Origin of the sequence: Candidatus Aegiribacteria sp. (genome assembly GCA_021108435.1) — a bacterium.
Lineage (GTDB): Bacteria > Fermentibacterota > Fermentibacteria > Fermentibacterales > JCC-6 > Aegiribacteria.
This window is the reverse complement of record JAIOQY010000209.1, coordinates 20281-40220: the sequence shown is the minus strand read 5'-3', so window position 1 is coordinate 40220 and position 19940 is coordinate 20281. Positions and strand designations below refer to the sequence as shown.

The 19940-nt window shown below is 46.6% G+C and carries 22 protein-coding genes and 3 tRNA genes; 18 read left to right on the top strand and 7 right to left on the bottom strand.

Annotated features, from left to right (window positions below; genetic code table 11):
- Window positions 1-6: 6 nt before the first annotated feature.
- Together K8R76_12835 and K8R76_12830 are read right to left on the bottom strand one after the other, a co-directional pair.
- The gene (locus tag K8R76_12835) at window positions 7-378 is read right to left on the bottom strand and encodes a YigZ family protein (GenBank protein MCD4849059.1); all 372 of its coding nucleotides are present in this window, start codon (window positions 376-378) and stop codon (window positions 7-9) included.
- The gene (locus tag K8R76_12830) at window positions 375-1847 is read right to left on the bottom strand and encodes an FAD-binding oxidoreductase (GenBank protein MCD4849058.1); all 1473 of its coding nucleotides are present in this window, start codon (window positions 1845-1847) and stop codon (window positions 375-377) included. Before K8R76_12830 ends, K8R76_12835 begins: the two co-directional genes overlap by 4 nt.
- Window positions 1848-1976: 129 nt before the next feature.
- Here K8R76_12830 and K8R76_12825 point away from each other — a divergent pair, with 129 nt between their 5' ends.
- The 7 genes from K8R76_12825 to K8R76_12795 all read left to right on the top strand — a co-directional run bounded on the left by K8R76_12825 (window position 1977) and on the right by K8R76_12795 (window position 8612).
- Window positions 1977-3233, top strand: coding sequence for a 3-isopropylmalate dehydratase large subunit (locus K8R76_12825; protein ID MCD4849057.1), 1257 nt, complete (start codon window positions 1977-1979; stop codon window positions 3231-3233).
- On the top strand, window positions 3233-3724 hold the full coding sequence (locus K8R76_12820; protein ID MCD4849056.1) for a 3-isopropylmalate dehydratase: 492 nt from the start codon (window positions 3233-3235) through the stop codon (window positions 3722-3724). The genes K8R76_12825 and K8R76_12820 overlap by 1 nt, the downstream gene beginning before the upstream one ends.
- Complete coding sequence (locus K8R76_12815) at window positions 3721-4362, top strand: outer membrane beta-barrel protein (protein MCD4849055.1); 642 nt, start codon at window positions 3721-3723, stop codon at window positions 4360-4362. The genes K8R76_12820 and K8R76_12815 overlap by 4 nt, the downstream gene beginning before the upstream one ends.
- Window positions 4363-4409: 47 nt before the next feature.
- Window positions 4410-4485: transfer RNA gene (locus tag K8R76_12810), tRNA-Thr, on the top strand.
- 22 nt (window positions 4486-4507) lie between these two features.
- Window positions 4508-5854 carry a phosphoglucosamine mutase gene (locus K8R76_12805; GenBank protein MCD4849054.1) on the top strand — a complete coding sequence of 449 codons (1347 nt, stop codon included), beginning with the start codon at window positions 4508-4510 and terminating at the stop codon, window positions 5852-5854.
- Window positions 5842-7677: a glutamine--fructose-6-phosphate transaminase (isomerizing) gene (gene glmS / locus K8R76_12800; protein ID MCD4849053.1), complete on the top strand. Its 1836-nt coding sequence runs from the start codon at window positions 5842-5844 to the stop codon at window positions 7675-7677. Before K8R76_12805 ends, glmS begins: the two co-directional genes overlap by 13 nt.
- Window positions 7674-8612: a YihY/virulence factor BrkB family protein gene (locus K8R76_12795; protein MCD4849052.1), complete on the top strand. Its 939-nt coding sequence runs from the start codon at window positions 7674-7676 to the stop codon at window positions 8610-8612. The genes glmS and K8R76_12795 overlap by 4 nt, the downstream gene beginning before the upstream one ends.
- 181 nt (window positions 8613-8793) lie before the next feature.
- Here K8R76_12795 and K8R76_12790 read toward each other — a convergent pair whose 3' ends face one another.
- The 4 genes from K8R76_12790 to K8R76_12775 are packed head-to-tail and all read right to left on the bottom strand — an operon-like array spanning window position 8794 to window position 10850.
- Window positions 8794-9783 carry a DUF933 domain-containing protein gene (locus tag K8R76_12790; protein MCD4849051.1) on the bottom strand — a complete coding sequence of 330 codons (990 nt, stop codon included), beginning with the start codon at window positions 9781-9783 and terminating at the stop codon, window positions 8794-8796.
- Window positions 9784-9800: 17 nt separating this feature from the next.
- A complete protein-coding gene (locus K8R76_12785; GenBank protein ID MCD4849050.1) occupies window positions 9801-10214 on the bottom strand; it encodes a hypothetical protein in 414 nt (137 codons plus the stop codon).
- 26 nt (window positions 10215-10240) lie between these two features.
- A complete protein-coding gene (locus tag K8R76_12780; GenBank protein ID MCD4849049.1) occupies window positions 10241-10498 on the bottom strand; it encodes a hypothetical protein in 258 nt (85 codons plus the stop codon).
- 1 nt (window position 10499) lies between these two features.
- A complete protein-coding gene (locus K8R76_12775; GenBank protein ID MCD4849048.1) occupies window positions 10500-10850 on the bottom strand; it encodes a DUF2089 domain-containing protein in 351 nt (116 codons plus the stop codon).
- A gap of 161 nt (window positions 10851-11011) precedes the next feature.
- Here K8R76_12775 and K8R76_12770 point away from each other — a divergent pair, with 161 nt between their 5' ends.
- Both K8R76_12770 and K8R76_12765 read left to right on the top strand, forming a co-directional pair.
- Window positions 11012-12274, top strand: coding sequence for a glucose-1-phosphate adenylyltransferase (locus tag K8R76_12770; protein MCD4849047.1), 1263 nt, complete (start codon window positions 11012-11014; stop codon window positions 12272-12274).
- 171 nt (window positions 12275-12445) lie between these two features.
- Window positions 12446-13477, top strand: coding sequence for a hypothetical protein (locus K8R76_12765; protein ID MCD4849046.1), 1032 nt, complete (start codon window positions 12446-12448; stop codon window positions 13475-13477).
- Between the two features lie 71 nt (window positions 13478-13548).
- Here K8R76_12765 and rpsT read toward each other — a convergent pair whose 3' ends face one another.
- Window positions 13549-13782 carry a 30S ribosomal protein S20 gene (gene rpsT / locus K8R76_12760; GenBank protein ID MCD4849045.1) on the bottom strand — a complete coding sequence of 78 codons (234 nt, stop codon included), beginning with the start codon at window positions 13780-13782 and terminating at the stop codon, window positions 13549-13551.
- 123 nt (window positions 13783-13905) lie between these two features.
- Here rpsT and K8R76_12755 point away from each other — a divergent pair, with 123 nt between their 5' ends.
- The 9 genes from K8R76_12755 to K8R76_12715 all read left to right on the top strand — a co-directional run bounded on the left by K8R76_12755 (window position 13906) and on the right by K8R76_12715 (window position 19439).
- Window positions 13906-15369, top strand: a complete 1464-nt coding sequence (locus K8R76_12755) for a T9SS type A sorting domain-containing protein (protein ID MCD4849044.1) — start codon at window positions 13906-13908, stop codon at window positions 15367-15369.
- Window positions 15370-15388: 19 nt separating this feature from the next.
- Window positions 15389-16126, top strand: a complete 738-nt coding sequence (locus K8R76_12750; protein MCD4849043.1) for a DnaJ domain-containing protein — start codon at window positions 15389-15391, stop codon at window positions 16124-16126.
- 1 nt (window position 16127) lies between these two features.
- The gene (locus tag K8R76_12745; GenBank protein ID MCD4849042.1) at window positions 16128-16517 is read left to right on the top strand and encodes a MerR family transcriptional regulator; all 390 of its coding nucleotides are present in this window, start codon (window positions 16128-16130) and stop codon (window positions 16515-16517) included.
- A 16-nt stretch (window positions 16518-16533) separates the two neighbouring features.
- Window positions 16534-16610: transfer RNA gene (locus tag K8R76_12740), tRNA-Pro, on the top strand.
- Window positions 16611-16645: 35 nt separating this feature from the next.
- Window positions 16646-17161 carry a small multi-drug export protein gene (locus K8R76_12735; protein MCD4849041.1) on the top strand — a complete coding sequence of 172 codons (516 nt, stop codon included), beginning with the start codon at window positions 16646-16648 and terminating at the stop codon, window positions 17159-17161.
- Between the two features lie 60 nt (window positions 17162-17221).
- Window positions 17222-17299: transfer RNA gene (locus K8R76_12730), tRNA-Pro, on the top strand.
- 40 nt (window positions 17300-17339) lie between these two features.
- Window positions 17340-17813 carry a TIGR00725 family protein gene (locus K8R76_12725; GenBank protein ID MCD4849040.1) on the top strand — a complete coding sequence of 158 codons (474 nt, stop codon included), beginning with the start codon at window positions 17340-17342 and terminating at the stop codon, window positions 17811-17813.
- Window positions 17797-18336, top strand: a complete 540-nt coding sequence (locus tag K8R76_12720) for an adenine phosphoribosyltransferase (GenBank protein ID MCD4849039.1) — start codon at window positions 17797-17799, stop codon at window positions 18334-18336. Before K8R76_12725 ends, K8R76_12720 begins: the two co-directional genes overlap by 17 nt.
- A gap of 92 nt (window positions 18337-18428) precedes the next feature.
- Entirely contained in the window at window positions 18429-19439 is a 1011-nt protein-coding gene (locus tag K8R76_12715) for a hypothetical protein (GenBank protein ID MCD4849038.1), read from the top strand.
- Window positions 19440-19940: the final 501 nt, after the last annotated feature.

Genomic DNA, 19940 nt, shown 5'->3' with positions numbered 1-19940 from the left:
AGCGGGTTATCGTAGTATATCCGCTGTCAGGTTCCTGTAGATCCTGAACCGCAGTCCCCCGAGGTGTCTGCCGCCATACCATCTCGCAACAACCACAAGGGTGTTCACGGCATTCTTTATGCGCATTATTTCCAGTATGCAGTTTCCAGCGCCGTTCTCTCCACCGTCATTCTTTACCTCCCGAATTGAATCGCTGTACTTCAGGCGGAGAGCCCAGCTGATATGAGAAGCCTTATGAAGGCGGTGACCGGATGAAAGTTGACTTATAATGTCGGGAACATCATCCGGATTATTACACGGAACTGTAAAAGCCTGGAATCGATCTTTTCCCTGTATCAGCTTTTTTCCGACTCTTGTGCTTCTGGATAATTCTTTCATCTGAATTTCAGTGACCGCGCGAAGAGACATTCAGGGTCGATGATCCGCCGGATCGTTTCCATTCCATCAATTTCCCTGTCGGTATACATAAGGTGCAGTAAATCGATTTTCAGTTTTCCAAGGCCATGTTCCGCGGAAACCGTTCCCCCCATTTTAACAGCTGCTGCAGCGATTTCACGCATTGCCTCCTCAGCTAGCGCAAGTTCCCCCAGGTTGTGCGGCAGCGCGTTTGCGTGTATATGCCCCTGTCCCGCATGTCCGAAAATGACAAAAGGCAGGTTCTTCTCTTCCAGAATGCTCCTTGTTCTCAAATAATACTCCTTGAGTTTTGATGGTTCCACTGCTCCATCCGAACCCAGTTTGTGGATGGATGGACACTCCCTTCTCGCTTCCGAAATCATTTGATTTACTGATTCCGGCAGAGCATGCCTGAAATCGCGTATTTTCTTTTGTTCGGAAGGCTCAAAACCACCCCATGCGGTCTCTGAGCTGACATTCGAATTTTCCAGAATCTCATCCATCTTGATAAGCACTTCATCCAGCTGGTTGTCATTGTACGCTTCTGCTCTTAGAAGAAGCGCGCAATGAGCATTCTCAGGAGGGAGAGGGAAGTCTCCCGGATGAGACCGGATGAAATCGATGCAGCGGTCATCCATCATTTCTATTGCTCTTATTCTGAGCGAATCATCGGCATTGAACAGATTTTCAAACAGATTCCAGAAGGATGTGAAATCCTCGGGGAAGACCGTCAGATCAAACAGGAAAGACGGAACCGGAGCAAGCTTGAGCCAGGCTCTGGTTATAAGTCCCAGAGTGCTCTCAGAGCCGATAAACAGATCAACCAGATCCATATCGGGATGCATATAATACCCGGCAGCGTTCTTTGGCGGCTGTTTTCTACTGAGTTCCGGCAGAATCAGGGTTCCGATATCAGGGTGTCTGCAGGTTAAACCTTCAAATCTGTACTGATTCCTTTCTATCTCCAGAAGTTTTCCAGAGGGGAGAACAAGTTCGAGCTTTCTGATCCATTCTCTTGTTGAGCCGTAGAGAAAACTGTCTGCGCCCGATGCATCCGTGGCGATGGTACCGCCGATAGAAGCGGTATCTTCGGTCGGATCCGGCGGGTAGAAGAATTCCCCGTCTGTGGATGAAACGAATCGGTGGAGTTCCTCGATCGTTACTCCTGCTTCGGCTGTAATCAGCCCATCATCATATTCCATCTTTTTTAAGGATGATGTTGAGACAACCGCGCCTCCTTCAGGCAGTGCGCCCCCTGCGATTCCTGTTAGTCCTCCCGAGACCGTGATTGGAACTCTGTTCTTCGCGGAGTTGCGTACAAACGCCTGTACTTCTTCCGCAGTTTCAGGCCAGACAGCTTTGTCGCACCATGCTCCGGGCAGGTTGGATTCATCTGTGAGTATATTCGCACATGAATCCTCAATATTCTCTTTTCCCGTAATTGATCTCATCTGATCCTGTCATCAGGAATGTTTCATTCCAGGTCGGGGTTACTACTCCAGGAACCGGTTGTATAATTCATACTATAATGAATTGATTTTCTGCAGGTTTTCTTCTGCTTTATGAAAGGTTTCTGAATTATGGGTGAAACATTCGCGATGAAAATCCTTGGCCGTGCTGTCGGGAAAAAGGTTCTGGAGGGGGAGATCATATTCGTGGAACCTGACTATGTGCTTACGCACGATAACAGTTCTGCGATAATCGGAAAATTCGAAGCAACAGTCCCGGGCAGTAAAGTACGATATCCGGAAAGACTTGCCATTGTTCTTGATCATGTCATTCCCGCTGCTTCAAGCAAGAATGCCGCCGGTCACAGGAAAATCAGGACATTCGTCCAGGAGCAGGATATCAGACATTTCTACGACATCGGGACTGGTATATGTCACCAGGTCATGCCGGAGATGGGGCTTGTTAAACCCGGATCAATTGTTGTAGGCAGTGACAGTCATACTTGTACTTACGGCGCATTCAACTGTTTCGCGACAGGCATAGACCGGACTGAGGCAGCAGGTATCTGGATAACCGGTAAAACATGGTTCAAGGTACCTGAAACGATAAATATTGATATCACCGGCGGTTTTACTGCCGGAGTTACTGCAAAAGATCTTATTCTTACGATTATTGGTGATATCGGCGCCGGCGGGGCTAATTATATGGCTGTGGAATTCAATGGTCCCGCGGTAGCCGGTTTGAGGATCTGCGATAGAATGACAATTGCTAATATGGGAATCGAAATGGGTGCCAAGATTGCTGCATTCCCGACCGATTCGGTAACTAACAGATACCTGGAAACCATAGGAGTTGACATTAGCGCGGCACTCTGGAGTGATCACAATGCGAAGTACACTAAGTTGTTTGAATATGATCTTGCGGATATCGTTCCTGTGGTTGCCTGTCCGCACCAGGTTGATAATGTGCTTCCGATTCAGGAGCTTCAAGATATCGGAATAGATCAGGTTTTTATCGGAACATGCACGAATGGACGCGTGGAGGATTTTCAAGCCGCGCTTTCAATCCTGCGGGGTCATACCGTTCACAGCGATGTTCGACTGCTTGTCGGTCCTGCGTCCAGAAAAGAATACCTGAAAGCTATGCAGATGGGACTTATTCAGGACTTTGTTGAAGCCGGAGCGGTGATTCTTCCTCCGGGTTGCGGTCCCTGTCTTGGTGCTCACCAGGGGGCTCTGGCACCTGACGAGAAGTGTCTGTCAACAGCAAACAGGAATTTCAAGGGTCGAATGGGGGAGAAGGATGCCGAGATTTACCTCTCCAGCCCGGAGACAGCTGCAGCATCCTCCATAACCGGCAGAATCACAGATCCCAGGGAGGTGCTGTAATGCAAGTGTTTTGTTACAGGCAGAATGATATCAACACCGATCTGCTCTTCCCGGGTAAATACACATATACCTGCTCCACAGGTCCTGAGATCCGCGAGCATCTGCTTGAGGATCTTGATCCCGCATTCGCGGAGTCAGTAGAATCCGGAGATATCATAATTGCGGGAGATAATTTCGGATGCGGATCCAGCAGAGAACAACCATCTCTTGGCCTTCGATATGTTGGAGTGAAAGCGGTTATAGCCAGGTCATTTGCGAGAATATTCTACAGAAGTGCGATAAATCAGGGGCTTCTTCTTGTACAGAGTCCTGAAGCTGTTGAAGCCTATAATGAAGGAGACGAGGTCGAAGTTGATCCTGCGGGCGGTATAATAAAAATAGGAAACAAAGCATTTGATTTTCCCGCTCTTCCACATGAAATGCTCTCGATTCTTGCTGATGGCGGATTGCTGAATCATATCCGGAAAGAATTCTCAGGAGGAGATAGATGATGAAGCTGACCCTGGTTGCAGCAATACTCAGTGTTCTTATGTCAACTGTATCCGATACTTCTGCATCTGACGGGATTTCCGTCAGCGCAGGTCCTATGATCTCAAATCTTGAGCCTTTGGATGATGACTATGGAGAAAGATTTCTGACACCGGGAACTACAGTAGGTCTTGCTGTAGATATCGATGCTCCTGGAATACTGGACTTCAGAGTATCGGGTGAGTATTTCTGGAAGGATTCCGGTCCGGCTGAATGGGATGGTGAACTCAGTGCTTTTCTCATTTCCATCATGCCGCTCGCAAGTTATCATTTAATGAAGGATTTTTCAGTCTTTGCCGGAGCCGGAGGAGTATATATCACTGGTAAGTACAGCGGTTCTGATGAATTCGGGGAGTACGTTGAAGCTGATGGAAGTGCTGCAGGTTTTTCTTTCGCGATCGGCGCTGAGGTCGTCCTTGTGGGACCGATATCGGGAAGACTGGAATACAGACATTGCTTTGCTGACCTGAAGACAGATAACGCAATTATTGATGAAGTAGAATCAACTGTCTATCCTGCTGCGGAAACGGATCTGAGCAACTCGCAGTTCTGCATCACATTTCCAGTCAGTATTTTCGGAAGTGAGGAGTCTATCTTCTGAGATTGTTGACGTTTTTCATGCTAACCGTTAATATCTCTTGTTTCGGAGCCGGCGTAGCTCAGCTGGCAGAGCAGCGCATTCGTAATGCGCAGGTCAACGGTTCGATTCCGTTCGCCGGCTCCAGTCATTTTTTCAGGGATTATATATGAAACCGATTATTAGTGGTTCCGGCATCAGGGGTATATTCGGCAGATCTCTGACTGTCAGGAATGCTGCAGAATTCGCTTCCGCTTTCGGCGTCCTCGCAGGCAGAGGGAATATCGTTATCGGGCGAGATACGCGAAGAAGCGGCCCCGCAGTTGAAGCCGCTGTATCAGCAGGTCTTATGGCCGTTGGATGCAATCCTCTTCATCTGGGAATTGTTCCAACACCAACTGTTCAGCTTGAAGCAATGGATGATTCTGTCCGTGGGGGCATCTCTATCACATCCAGCCATAATCCAGGGGAATGGAACGCTCTGAAACTTATTGGTTCTGATGGTGTTTTCCTTCGAGGTGATGATAGAACCAGATTGATGAACATACTTGATGAAGATGTTAACTGGGTCGATTACAGGTCTGTAGGAATTCCTTCTGACCGTCCCGGATCCATAGAGCGGCACATTGAAACGATACTCGATATTCCCTGGATAGTATCGCAGGGGAAACGTTTTAAGGCTGTTCTTGATGTTACCGGCGGAGCGGCTGCCGAATTTGCAGTCGAACTTATGGAGGAACTTGGTATCGACTCTGTTGTTATCAATCCATTCATGACGAAGGAGGGTGATTTCCCCAGAGTTGCCGAACCGAATATTGACAGCTTGAAACAGCTGTCAGAAGCGGTTATCAGAGAGAACGCGGACATTGGATTTGCCTTTGATCCGGATGGGGACAGACTCGCGCTGATAGATGAGAACGGCAGAATTATCGGTGAGGATTATACTGTTGCCCTTGCAATAGATTATGTACTTGCTTCAAGACCTGGAAATGCTGTTGTTAATCTCTCTACTTCCAGGCTTGCTGAAGATGCCGCAGAAAGACATGGCTGCCGAGTATTTCGCAGTCCTGTAGGAGAGGTGAATGTTGTCGAGGAAATGGAAATGCGGGACGCCCTGATAGGCGGCGAGGGGAATGGAGGAGTAATCGACAGGATCTGTCATTCGGGGCGTGACAGCGGCGTTGCAATGGCCTGCGCGATATCATTCCTCAGAAGCAATCCGGGAGCGACCATCGGATCCTGGGTTGACAGTTTTCCATCCTATGCGATGTTCAAATATAAGATCCCTCTGATCGGGGAATTTGATCGGGCAATCGAAGGCTTCGAGAGGGAGTATGGTCAGGCTGATGATATCCGTGATGGTCTATGGTATGTGAGAGAGAAAGGCTGGATGCATATTAGACCATCCGGTACTGAACCCGTGGTCAGATTTATCGCGGAGAACGCGAACAGAGATGCTATTGAAAAGGATTTTCGGTCTTTCAGGGGAGTAATGGAGAAAATATGTGTGGAATAGTCGGATATGTTGGCAGCGAACCCGCGAGAGAAGTACTCCTTGCAGGGTTAAAACGTCTGGAGTACCGGGGCTACGATTCAGCGGGATATTCCCTCCAGCTGCCCGATGAACTTGTTTGCATGAAATGCCAGGGACGCGTAAGCGAACTTGAAGCAATCGATCCTGGAAACGCCGCATCATCTACAGTAGGAATTGCTCATACACGGTGGGCAACACACGGAGAACCATCCTATAAGAACGCACATCCTCTTTCTGATGAAGCGGGCAGGATCTCCGTGGTTCACAACGGGATCATAGAGAATTTCAAGGCTCTCAGAAAAGAACTCCAGAAAGAAGGAGTTCACTTCGAAACAGATACGGATTCAGAAATACTACCTATGCTGATAAGTCAGGAAGTCGGTAAGGGTAAGGATCTTTTCACTGCCGTGAAGGATGCGCTTGCGCGGGTACACGGTACTTACGGTATTGTAGTTCTGTCTGCGGATGAACCCGATACTCTCGTTGCTGCCCGCTACGGAAGCCCTCTTGTCGCCGGTATCGGTGACGGTGAGTATTTCGTGACCAGCGACGTAGCCGCGATTGTTTCCCATACTCGTGAAGTTATCTACCTTGAGGAGGGCGAGGTTATAAAAATAGATCTTAAGGGTATATCATCTGATAACGGGCACTCATCGCTCATTCGTGAGAGGATTGAGTACGTTGACTGGGATATCACTGAAATTGAGAAGGATGGATACACCCACTTCATGCTCAAGGAGATATACAGTCAGCCCGAGTCCCTCTCGAATGCATTCAGAGGCAGGCTTGATCTTGAACAGGGCACAGCTCATCTCGGCGGATTGAACATGTCAGAAGAAGAGATGCGATCGATTGACAGAATAGTCATAACTGCCTGTGGTACTTCCTGGCATGCCGCGCTGATCGGAAAGTATCTGATAGAAGCACTTTCCAGAATACCAGTGCAGGTGGAGTACGCATCAGAATTCAGATATAGAGATCCTGTTCTGACACCCGGCACTGTGATGATAGTTATCAGTCAGAGTGGTGAGACAGCAGACACACTTGCAGCTCTCCGACTGGCCGCAAAGAGGAAATGCAGGACTCTTGGTATTGTAAATGTTGTAGGCTCAACTATCGCTCGGGAGACTGATGCCGGAGTATACATTCATGCCGGTCCGGAGATCGGAGTTGCTTCCACAAAGGCTTTCACTTCGCAGGTTATGGTGCTCAGTCTGATTTCTCTCGCGTTTGGCCGGGCAAGGAACATTCTGAACAGGAAGCAGGGATTGGAATTCACTCGGCAGATCATAGCCATACCGGAGAAAGTAGCGAAAATCCTGGATAACTCCAGTGAAATAGCGGAAATAGCCAGAGAATTCACATACGTTAATAATTTCCTCTATCTGGGGCGGGGAGTTAACTACCCGGTCGCGCTTGAGGGCGCATTGAAGCTCAAGGAGATATCCTACATTCATGCGGAAGGGTATCCCGCGGCTGAGATGAAACATGGCCCAATTGCTCTTATCGATGAAATGATGCCTATTGCGGTTATTGCCGTAAAAGGTGCCGCATATGACAAAGTGATTTCGAATATTGAGCAGGTTAAAGCAAGGCATGGCAGAGTACTGGCAATTGCCACAGATGGAGATATCGATATTGAATCGGTTTCCGACTGGGTGATACGGGTACCTGAAACGTCTGATATGCTTGTGCCGCTATTGACAGTGATTCCTCTGCAGCTTCTGTCATACCACATTGCGGTAAGCAGGGGATGTGATGTTGACAAACCCAGGAATCTGGCCAAGAGCGTAACGGTGGAATAATTCTGAATCTCCTGAATGGAATACCCCTCCGGCTTCAGGATCTGTTAACGCTTTTCAGACGATTACTTTTCAGATCATGGGTTTTTCTCAGATTCTTTGGAAGACGGCTTTATAACAAATGGAATGATGACAGCGTTTTTTTCTCCGCTGCCGCTATTTCATTCAATGTTCTGATAACAATTCTGCCGCTTGGATTGATGATTCTGATGTTAAGCGGGATTGCGCTTCAGAAGGATGTCGAACTGCAGCGTGGGTTGCAGAACTGGCTTGATACCGCGAATCCCCTTATTCCTGTCTCTACAAGAAATGAAATCGAGGGTGCAATATCTTCAGGAAATGCCGGTATTCCGGGAATAGTCGGTTTTCTCTTTCTTCTATGGCTTGTAAGCAGACTGTTCGGCACTATTCGAACAGCGTTTGATAAGATCTTCGAAGTTCCAAGAGGACGGAATGTCGTTCTGGGAAAGCTGTATGATTTTGTCCTTGCGCTTCTCGTGGCGGTCTGTTTTATCTCAGCGGTTATCTTTTCCACAATGGCTAGGCTGGTCGTTGACAGTCCGCTTGGCGATATTGTATCACACTGGCCACTTATAGGACACCTTACCGGTGGAGGAATGGCTCAGATTCTCGGTATCACATTTACAATGCTGCTCTTTTTCACTCTCTTTATGGCTGCTCCGAACAGGAAAATGGGCAAAGGTCAGGTATTTCTCGCTACTTTAATCGCAACCGTATTCACCGGGCTTGGAACTCAAATATATATGTGGGTGATCGGTAATCCCGGATGGGGAGTAGTCTACGGATCAATGGCCAGACTTATGGCAACGTTCTTCCTGCTTTACTGGGAGTGCGTGATTCTTCTTGGAGCGGCAGAAGTAAGTCAGATCGTACACGAATGGCGAAAAGTAGCTAGTGTCATGTCAAGTGTCAAATGATGTATCCTGCTCGTTCTTTGACGCTCCTGCGGCGTTGCGGATTCAGTTACATAGCTCTGCTATGCTCCCTCACCCACGCCTTGCAGGAACGCCAAATAACTTCGCAATTTTACAGCATCTGACACTTGACATGACACCAACCATGAGCAGAGTGAGGCAGGTTTCGGGTTAATTCTGATTTTCAGACATTGAAGAGAATCTCTATTATGTCACCATCCTGAACCACATAATTCTTGCCTTCAATCTGCAATTCACCCCTGTCTTTCAGCATTGCTCTATCAGGAAACTCATGATAAAGTTCGTAGGGCATTACAATTGCTCTTATGAAACCTCTGGCGAAATCAGTGTGAATGCTTCCTGCTGCTTCAGGAGCTGTCGCCCCTTGTCTTAAGGGCCAGGCCCTGACCTCATCTTTTCCGATTGTATAGAAAACTATGAGATCGAGTGCGGAATAGCTCTCTCTGATCAGGCGGGAAAGACCACTTGAGGAGTAGCCCAGTGATTCCAGGAATTCCTGCCGGTCATCATTTTCAATAGCAGTCAGCTCAAGTTCAAGACCTGCATCTATTGGAAGAATGGAAGCCCCATGAGACAATACTGCTTCGTGAAGAGCATCTTCGGGGGTTACAGGTTCCCCCATCCTGTTTGGAACAACGAGAAGCGGTTTTAGAGATAGTGGAGCGTATGGAGAGAGCAGATCGAGTTCATTACTATCAAAACTTACTGTTCTGAGCGGTTGATCTGTTTCCATATGCGCGAGTATCCGCTCAAGAAGAATCGCTTCTCTGGATTTGCCCTTGCTTTCCTTGCGCAATCGCGCGAGTCGTTTTTCTGTGATTTTCATATCAGAGAGAATGAGTTCGGACTCTATCTCTGAGAAGTCCGCTACAAGATCACCCAGAGCGTAATTATCAAGAACAGCAGCTAGAACGGCAGCGTTTCTCATGATTGCCATATTCCCGGGAGAAAACGAGGGTGAAGGGACATCGTAGAATACCACTGTAGCGTTTACTTTTTTCTCAGGTATATGAACAGTTGTAAGATAATCGAGCCTTTCATCTGGTACCTGAACAGTGAGCGGTTTGCCGGTGTCAGCATCTGAGGATCCCGCAAGAGCTTTAAAAAGAGTTGATCTGCCGCAACCGGGTTTTCCTGCAAGAGCGATTTTCATGTTACCTTCTCTTTGCTTTATTCGGTGAAAACCCTCACCTTGTCACCATTGGCGCTGTCAACATCGACCTGTAATTCTCTGAGTGCTTCGATAAGCTCATCACCGGAAAGCTCTGAGATTTGCGAAAGATCAAGTCCCGAATTACCTATCCTGGCGGCTGCATCACCGGGAATGAGCGCAGAAAGCTTGATACCAGTTTTTATAAGGCTCAGAGGCACTCTGACATTTACTTTGTCACCTTCTGCTGAATCAACCAGAACTCGAAGGTATTTTGGTGTTTTTCCTCTGCTGTCCTGATCCTTCTCAGAGCTCGATTCGTCAATGTCGTTGTCAGTATTCTGAAGTTTGGAGAGAAGCGCTGTAGCCTCTTCTACAGTGATCTTACCTTCCGAGAGCATTTCCAGAATCTTTTTCTGTGAACTGTTTTCCATTGTTCGCTCCTTTCACTTCATCCAGTCTAGATGAATTTAAAAAGAATATCTTCCTCACCGGTATTCACCCGTACTTCAGTTCCATGAAGACAGATAATCAGCATCAGAATTCTCCATGATTCACTGAGAAGACGGAAGATGTAGTTTCCAAATCCGCTGATTCTGGCCAGATATCCAATCATTGATGTAATGAGAATAAATGGCAGTAGGAGTATCCATATAATGAACCAGGGAATAGGAATGGGGAAGTTACGTATTCTAAGCAGAAGTATCCACGCAGGCATTCTAAAGGTTCTCCATTGCTTCTTTGAAGGAGATATCTCCCCGTTCGAGTTTATCGAGAATTGCGTTCTCCTGTTCATCCGGTACGTTCATGGTTGAATCAAGTCTTTTGATTACCTCAGCGATTCTTGCCCTGGCAGTAGGATAACTGACATTGAGTAAATCCTGTATCTTCTTGATAGACCCGAAACTATGCATGAAAGCTACAACAAGAGCCTGGTCGTCCGGTGGCAGCTGGGAGAGTATCGAGACGGTGAAATTACCCTCCATCCGTATTCCACAGATGGGGCACTCGCAGGCAATCGGTGTCATAGGTTTGTTGCAGTCAGGACACCTTGCATTTCCAATATCCATATTGAACCTCCTGAATGTTAAAGAATATATAATATATATTTTAGATTTGTCAAGAAATGATTTAATAAATCTTAATATTCTGTGTGACTGGCAATGATATGGTTCTTGACTCATTCTTCCCGTGGAGTTCTATTTCCGAAGAGTATTATGAGGGAGGGGCCATGAGTAGAATTGTTGCTGTAGTATTAGGAGGCGGAAGGGGTACAAGACTTTTTCCTCTCACTCGGGACAGGAGCAAACCTGCGGTTCCCATTGGTGGAAAATACAGGCTCATCGATATTCCAATCTCAAATTGTATCAATGATCGAATCAGACATATTCTTGTTCTAACACAGTACAACAGTGAGAGTCTGAACAGGCATGTCGCCCGGACATACAGATTTGACAGATTTTCGGAAGGTTTTGTATCCATACTGGCAGCAGAGCAGACGGAAGAAAACAGGGAATGGTTTCAGGGAACCGCTGATGCTGTCAGGCAGAGTCTGAAATACATCAGGAATCTCTGCCCTGATCTGGTGCTTATTCTGTCCGGTGACCAGTTGTACAGAATGGATTTCAACAGGTTCGCGGAATATCACATCAGAAATGGCTCTGATATTACAATCGCCACCAAGCCGGTATCAGCAATCGAAGCCCCGACACTTGGTATCATGAAAGTTGGACAAGACGGTGTCGTTACTGAATTCAGTGAAAAGCCGTCTCCGGTTGATTTGCCTCAGCTTAAGAGTACACAGAAAGGGCTGACAGATGAAATGCCATACCTTGGAAGTATGGGTATTTACATGTTTTCACCTGATGTGCTTGAGGAAGTTCTGGGGCGAGAACCTGATGTTATAGATTTCGGAAAAGAGATTATCCCTGATTCTATAAGTGAATTTAATGTATTATCCTATCCATTCAACGGATACTGGTCAGATATTGGAAGCATCAGCAGCTTCTTCCGAGCAAATCTGGATATGGCCGGGCCTGACCCCTGTTTTGACATGTATACTTCTTTTTCTCCCCTGTTTACACGGGCAAGAGCGTTACCAGGAGCGAGGATGGAGAACTGTGAAGTGGATAACACTATCATCTGCGATGCTTCAGATGTAAGCGGAGTAAAGCTGAGGAACTGCATAGTTGGGCTGCGGGGCAAGATTCGAAGCGGAACTGTGATGGAGAACTGCGTCTTCATGGGTGCGGATTACTGGGAAGGATATTATCGTGATCCAAGAAATACTGATAAAACCCTCCCTTTGCTCGGGATTGGCAGAGATTGCCTGATAAAGAACGCGATAATTGATAAAAATGCTCGAATTGGGGATCGATGCAGGTTGGAGAATTCCGAAGGTATAGTGGAATACTCTTCAGACCAATGCTTTATCCGAGAAGGTATAATTGTGATTCCAAAAGGTGCTGTGCTCGAGTCTGGTTTTTCGATCTAGCTCGAAAATACAATATATTGAGATATGTTTGATTTGCGATGATCTTGAAGAAATCGGTGGTAAGGTAGAAAGAAAATTCATCTAATCTATGATATTCATAAGTTATGAATATCATACTATCAATCATATTGAATATTATTGGCTTTTATTCTGTTTGACCAGGAGGTTTATATGAGAACCGGAATATTAGCGCTTATTGTACTCACTGCTTTTTCGTTTGCGAGCGATCCACGGATGACAGTGCTGACTGACGACGCAAGGTTGCTCATGAACGATTTTTGTGAAATATGGGCTTTCCCAGGAACTATAAACAAATACCAGTTCTGTTCGATAAATTCTATTTCAGTTGAAGGAATAGGAGATAATAATGATAAGTGGCAGCTGGGATGGTTCGGCGGAGTTATAAATTCCAGAGGAACAAGCTGGGGAGCTTTCTATAATCACAACAAGCATATTCTCGAGGTTCTCTACAATCCCGGCCGTTTTGGAATCATTGCTGGAGTGGATTATATAGAGAATGAAGCAACAGGGTACGGCCCCATAGAATGCATCAAGGATCAGTATTCGTTTTCAACCACTTTCGGAACAGAACTTGCGTTTCCATTCGAGTATTCCGACATTTCTCTCGGCGCTGAATACTTTTCAGTCAAATATAAAGCTGCCGAAACGTCCACAAAGATCACGGAACTTCAATTCAACGCTTCGCTCAGAGGGCATATGGATCATGCTTTCTTCAACCTGTTTCCTGTTTTCAGCGCTGACTTCTCGAAACTTGACATACAGGATTCCACTATCATCACCACCATAAGCGCGGATCTGGGTATTGCCACTAACAGAATGATTACGACGGAAACAAGATTGATTGCAGGGGCGTTCATAGGTGTGAATAATTCTTCCCCGGAAGATGGTGATAATGCATTGACCCTTGATCTTATCCACATTAAGGCCGGTATTGAGCAGAGAATAAACAGGTGGCTTATTCTGAGAGCAGGAGCTATCAGTGTAACCAACAGATTCAAAGATGGTGAAAAGGATGCTGTAGTCACTACGAGGGTTTCCAGCAGGTTCGGACTCGGATTTGAGATATCCAATTTTTCACTTGATGCCTGCATCAGCGAAGGTTTTCTGCATGATGGACCGTATATAATAAGTGGAACCCCTGAAGGGTTTCTTGGGAATCTGTCCTGTACGTACTACTTCTGAAGCACTGATCAGATCAGGAATGAAACGAATCGGGTCTGACTGTTGATTATTTAACGGTCAGACCCTGATCTCTATGATAGAGAGCTTTTAAGCCTCTTAGCCTTATTAGGGTGTATCAGCCGTTTTCTGCCGGATTTGTCAATGATACTCTGGGCTTTTTTGTAGGCTGTTTCCCTTTCCTCAGGGGTTTGCGCATCGCGAACGTTGCGGATGGCGCTTCTGAGTGTTCTCATTCTGCTGCGATTTCGTTTTGTCTTGACCGTATCGGTCTTGTGACGCTTGAGAGATTGCTTGCTCCTTGCCAAGAGGAGACTCCTTTCACAAATTATGTGGTATTTTGTATATACCCTAATACTATATTATCTGTCAGTAGGCGGCAAAACTAAGTGCTAAACCGATAGAAGTCAATCTTAACGAAGGAGATTACATTGAAATTCCTTATAACTTTGTTCTTAATTATCATATTTGTTCCCGCTGTTTCATCGGACAGACTGGTTCGGGTTCATGATGTTACTGCCGGTACTGTGCAGCAGCTGCTGGCTGACGGATACGATATAGCAGATGTAGATATCAGGCTCGGATACGCTGATCTGATGATTCCCGAGCGGGAGGTTGATCAGCTTTCTCTGCGTTTTGCAGATTATGAACTTCTTCCGAGGGAATGGGGTGAACTCCTTCCGGAGAACGCTAAAAATGCCGGAGAGTATTACAGCCCTGAGGAGAACTGGCTGTTCTGGTGCACACTTGCCGCAGACTATACGGATCTTGTCGATACACCGGTCACTATAGGCCAGTCATACCAGAGCAGAGACATATATATGATAAAGATGACCAGTCCTGTGGGAAGCGGATACAAGCCTCCGATTTATTTTTCGTCTCTCATCCATGCGCGTGAGCCCGGCAGTAATATAGTTCTGATTGATTTCGCCATGTGGCTGACCAGCAATTACGATGGAGGAGACACAAGAGCAGCCTGGATTCTTGACAACACCACTGTGTACTTTGTGCCGATAGCCAATCCTGACGGATACGAGTACAACATGCCGAACGGTGGAAACCAGCGGAAGAACATGAACTGGACAGACGGTGACGGAGTCGACCTCAACCGCAACTGGGGATACATGTGGAATTACGATAATTACGGTTCGAGCGGTGATCCTTATAACGAGACTTATCGCGGAACAGCGGCGTTCTCCGAACCTGAAACCCAGGTTCAGAGAGATTTCATAACGGACATTGAGCCGATAGCCGCCATGAATTACCATACATACGGCGGCTGGCTGATTTATCCATGGGGATACATAAACAGTCCCACGCCGGATCAGAGCACTTTCGAAGCCTGGGGTGCTGCTATGACTTCGTTCAACGGCTACACTCCTGGAAGAGCAGGTCAGATTCTTTATCCTGTAAACGGAGAACAGTGCGACTGGTGCTACGGCGGCAACGATATGCAGGGTATACTTGCTTTCACTCCTGAAGTTGACGATGACGGTTTCTGGGGTTCGCAGAGTGACACAACAGAGATAGAGAGAATCTGTAATGAATGCCGACCTATGAACATCTGGCTCTGCATGACCGCGCCTGGATTCGTTGGTATCGGCGAAGATGAAGGTGTTTCGATAGAACCGATGCTTTCACTCAGCGCTGTCTATCCCAATCCTGTTATTTCCAGCGCGGTTTTCACACTCACCGCACCTGGATCTACCGGAGTGAAAGTTGCCGTATACGATACAAGTGGAAGAATTGTGTATAATAATTCCGGAGAATTGCTGAACGGTGATAATACGATAATATGGAATATCACGGACGATATAGCCGCCGGAGTATATATTTTAAGAGCGACTGACAGTAACGGATTTGCTGCCAGCCGAAGATTTACAGTTCTGAAATAGGCAGAGATTTGGACAGAATTTGACTGATAATACAGAATATTCCACTTACTACGAAATTCTTAGTGTATCCACCCGGGCATCTCACGATGAAATTGAAGATGCTTACCACGATCTGGCAAGAAAACTGCATCCTGATGTAACTGGAAATGATCCAGCGATGACGGAAACATATATGACTGTCAATGAGGCTTATCATGTGCTTTCCAATCAGGATGAGCGCGAAAAATATGATGAACTCATAGGAGTTGACAAAAACTCCGGCAAGTCTCCTGATCCTAAACCGAAAATAATTCATGATAAAACCGAGGCAGCCGACATGAAGCTCCTCGACGCGAAACTGATGCGCTCAACAAGACAGGCTGAGAAACTATGCGGGAAAGGGAATTACTGGGAAGCTACCCGATTGCTTGAGAAATACCTGAATACACATCCCGATAGTCCTCATTTGAGAAAAGTACTGGCAACCGCTGCAGCTGGAATGAACAGGTTTCATGATGCAGTGAATCATATGAAAATTGTATGCAAAATTGAATATCATGATCCTGAAAACTATGTGATGCTGGGGAAAATATATATACAGGCTGATCAACTGCTGCTTGCGGAGAGATCGATGAATGAAGCTCTGGCTTGGAATTCTGAACATGAAGAAGCAAAGCGGATGATCAGGGAAATCAGAGAACTGAAGGATGCCAAAGGATCGGTTTTTACACGAGTGCTGCGGAAAATGTCACATATTATCAGACACGAGGAGGAGTAGAGTGGAATCAAACAGTGAGAAGCTTTACTATTCCATAAGTGAGGTCTGCAGCATGACCGGACTGAAACCTCATGTACTCAGATACTGGGAGACTGCTTTCCCCATGCTCAGCCCTACTAAAAGCCAATCCGGGAACAGAGTCTACAAACCGGAAGAGATCAGATTGATCAAGCTGATAAGTCGATTGCTTTACGAGGAACGTTACACAATCGATGGAGCAAGGCAGAAGATTGAAGAGATGAGTAACTCGGCGGAACAGATGAATCTTGAATTGGATGCAACCAGCGTTTCCACCGCTCTGATCGATTCGATAAAGCAGGAATTAACCGACATAATCAGTACTCTTGAGCGGGATCCTATGGCAGTTGACAATCAGGAGGACAGCGAGTAATTATTGGCCTTCCGGTCGGGGCGTGGCGCAGTCCGGTAGCGCACTTGAATGGGGTTCAAGTGGTCGCTGGTTCGAATCCAGTCGCCCCGACCATTTTCATATCATGATTATTTACTGAGAGGAACAGCATGGGTGATGTGGTTCTGGGGTGGTTGAGCGGCATCCCTGCTGAAATACAGATGATGGTGCTTTCTGCGTTTCCTCTCACTGAATTGCGGGGCAGTATTCCAATAGCTTTTCTTAATGCTAATTGGATCTGGCCGTGGTGGAAGATCTACGTTCTTGCTGTGGCGGGAAACATGCTGCCAGTGCCATTCATACTCTGGTTTCTGGGTCCGGTAAGCAGGTATCTGAGCAGATGGAAGTTCTTTGAAAGGTTCTTTAGCAGACTTTTCGAGAAGGCAAGGAATAGAGCCGGAACTAAAATAGAGAAATATGAAGCTCTGGGATTAACTCTTTTCGTGGCAATACCACTTCCGGTGACCGGAGCCTGGACAGGTTGTATCGCGGCATTTCTGTTTGGTATTCCAGCACGGGTGGCAATTCCATCTATAGCTCTTGGTGTTGCAATTGCAGGTGCAATAGTTACCCTGATCATGACCGGTACACTTGCAGGAATCGGGTTTCTGGTAGGTTCCGGTTAACGAGTACTGATATTGCATCAAGATGGAGTTAGTAGTAAATTTGCGTGGCTGTATTGTTGTCGGGGCGTAGCGCAGCCCGGTTAGCGCGCCTGGTTCGGGACTAGGAGGTCGGAGGTTCAAATCCTCTCGCCCCGACCAATCCTCTCTATCACCGTATTCAATTATCTGGAAGGTTTGTATGGTCAAGATGGTTGCCGTTATTGGCGGAGCGGTCGCGAATCATGAAGAATATTCATTTGCCGGAGAACTTGGGCACAATCTTGCTGAAGAGGGTTATACCATTGTCTGCGGCGGGGGAACAGGTATAATGGAAGCTGTCTGCCGGGGTGCCAGTGAGGCAGGCGGTCATACAATTGGAATTCTTCCAGGTGTTAATCCCTCGGAAGCGAATGCGTATGTTGAAACGGTTCTTGTAACGGGTATGGGTACTTCGAGAAACAGAATAATTTCACTTTCCGGTCGCGTTGTTATCGCTGTCGGAGGAATGTACGGAACACTTTCTGAAATTGCTTTTGCCCTTCAGGCCGGAAGGCCTGTCTGCGCAGCGGGAAAATGGAATGTAATTGATGGAGTAACTCCTGTTAATTCACCACAGGAAGCACTGGCATTTGTCAGAGAAAACTTTAGGGGGATAGATGCTGAGCATAACTGAAATTAGCGGACTTATACGGAATGTGCCTGATTTCCCGATTCCGGGAGTGAATTTCAAGGATATTACCACAATACTTACGCATCCAGGAGCCCTTGGCGAAACCGTTAAGCATCTCGAAAAGGCCTGCGGAGAATTTGAATATGACGCAATTGCCGCCATTGAATCCAGAGGGTTCATATTCGGTTCAGTTCTGGCAGCAGAAAAAAATCTTCCGCTTGTTCTTATAAGGAAACCCGGGAAACTTCCGAGCGAATCGATCAGCGAGGAATATTCGCTTGAGTACGGTTCCAACATACTTGAAATGCACAGGGATTCACTTCCTGCTGGAAGCAGGGTTCTTTTAGTTGATGATCTGCTGGCTACAGGTGGTTCGGCGATTGCTGCTGCTACTTTAATCAGAAGAGATGGAAATACTGTTGCCGGCGCTGCCTTCGTGATTGATCTTGGGTTTCTGGGAGGCGGGAAAAAGCTCGGAGAAGCTGAAATTCCTTTTGTAGCACTCATTCATATCAGTTCTGAATAGCCATATATTTGACTGATTGAGTTTATTTTCGCATAATTCCGGGATACTGGTTCTTATTGAAAAGAAGTCTGTATTAACATGAAAGGGTTGATATGACGAAGTTACTGCTTGTGCTTTTAATGATCATCGGTATGACTTTATCCGGATGTGGAGAACAGCCGGGAACTACTGGTGAAGGCGATACAGAGGGAACAGATACGGGAGAGGTTACCGGCGGTGGAGAAGCTGGTGACAGTGAAGGCGGTAATGGCGGAAGATCAGAAGGTTCCGCAATACTTGACCTTAATACACCGGAGCTTGCTGTAGGACAGTGGATAGAGTTCGGGGCGGACGACATTCCGCAGACTGTCACAATTTCAGTTGTATCAACGGAAGAAAATCAGGGAACCGAGTGCTACTGGGTACAGCTGAGCGGTGAGGATTTCGTTGCTCAGATCCTTGTGGATCCAGTTGGTATCAATATCGCTTTTGAAGGTTACGAAGAGATGTTCGAGGATTTCATGTTTGATCCCGCAGCGTATATCCGTGAGAATATGGCTGACGCAGAGGGAATGGCTGACATGTTCGGCAACGATGAGAACATGGAAAAAGCTCTTGACTTCCTGAGAGCCATCAGGATGATCAAATTCGATCAGCAGGGAATGATAATGGCCATTGATATGGCAGGTGTACCGGAGTTCCTCGAAGGAATGATGGATGATCCGGCTTTCAAGGATCAGTTCCAGCAGGGATTTACTGAAGGCTTCTCCGAAGAAGGCGGACAGGAAGGTCTTAACGAATTCCTTAACGAACTAGATAACATCGAATTCGGAGCGGTTGAGACGGAAGTCGAAATCGCAGGACAGACTGTTAAGGGTCTGGAATTCTCCATTATTCATCCTGAGGGTGAACTTGTAGCAGTTATTTCTTCCGAGCTTCCTCTTGTTCCGCTTGCCTATGCCAGCGTAACAGGATTCGAAGATGGTGAATCTCATTCTGTTCAGGTCAAAGGATTCGGATTCGAGGGTGCTGAGAATCTTCTTCCCGGAGCACCCGCGCAGACCATTCCTGCAATGATGTTCCTTCAGGGAATGACGCAGCAGATGGGTGCAGAGACTCTTTAGGGCAGAGGCATCAACTAGAGATTCTGTTCTGTTATCTGATGAAACCCGGCATTCGTGCCGGGTTTCTCACATCGAGCGTGCCACCCACTAATAAAAACGACATGCAATGGCGTGCCTTGGCTCTAAACCATCTATTCTTCCTGCTTGTTTCAAATCCTGTTCCTATTCATACAACAATAGCTGACAGCTCCCTTGTCGCCTTCACGATTGATACACAGGTATCATTCGATTCAGTTTTACATAATTCCGATAATTTCATAAGGTTTATTGATATTCCTGTAACTGACAGCATCGGATATCCTGAAGTACCTGTACTGTTGTGACGTTGCTTAAAGAGAGTTGATAATTGATTTCTGCTTGAATATTCCTTCAGATAGCTGATTTGAGCCTTTTCATGGAGTCAACAAGCATCTGACGCATTAGATATTACTGCTCGGTGGTGGTGAATCCGGATAAACCCTTTCCCTTTCCTTCCACCTTCGAATAAGGTATTTTCTGCCT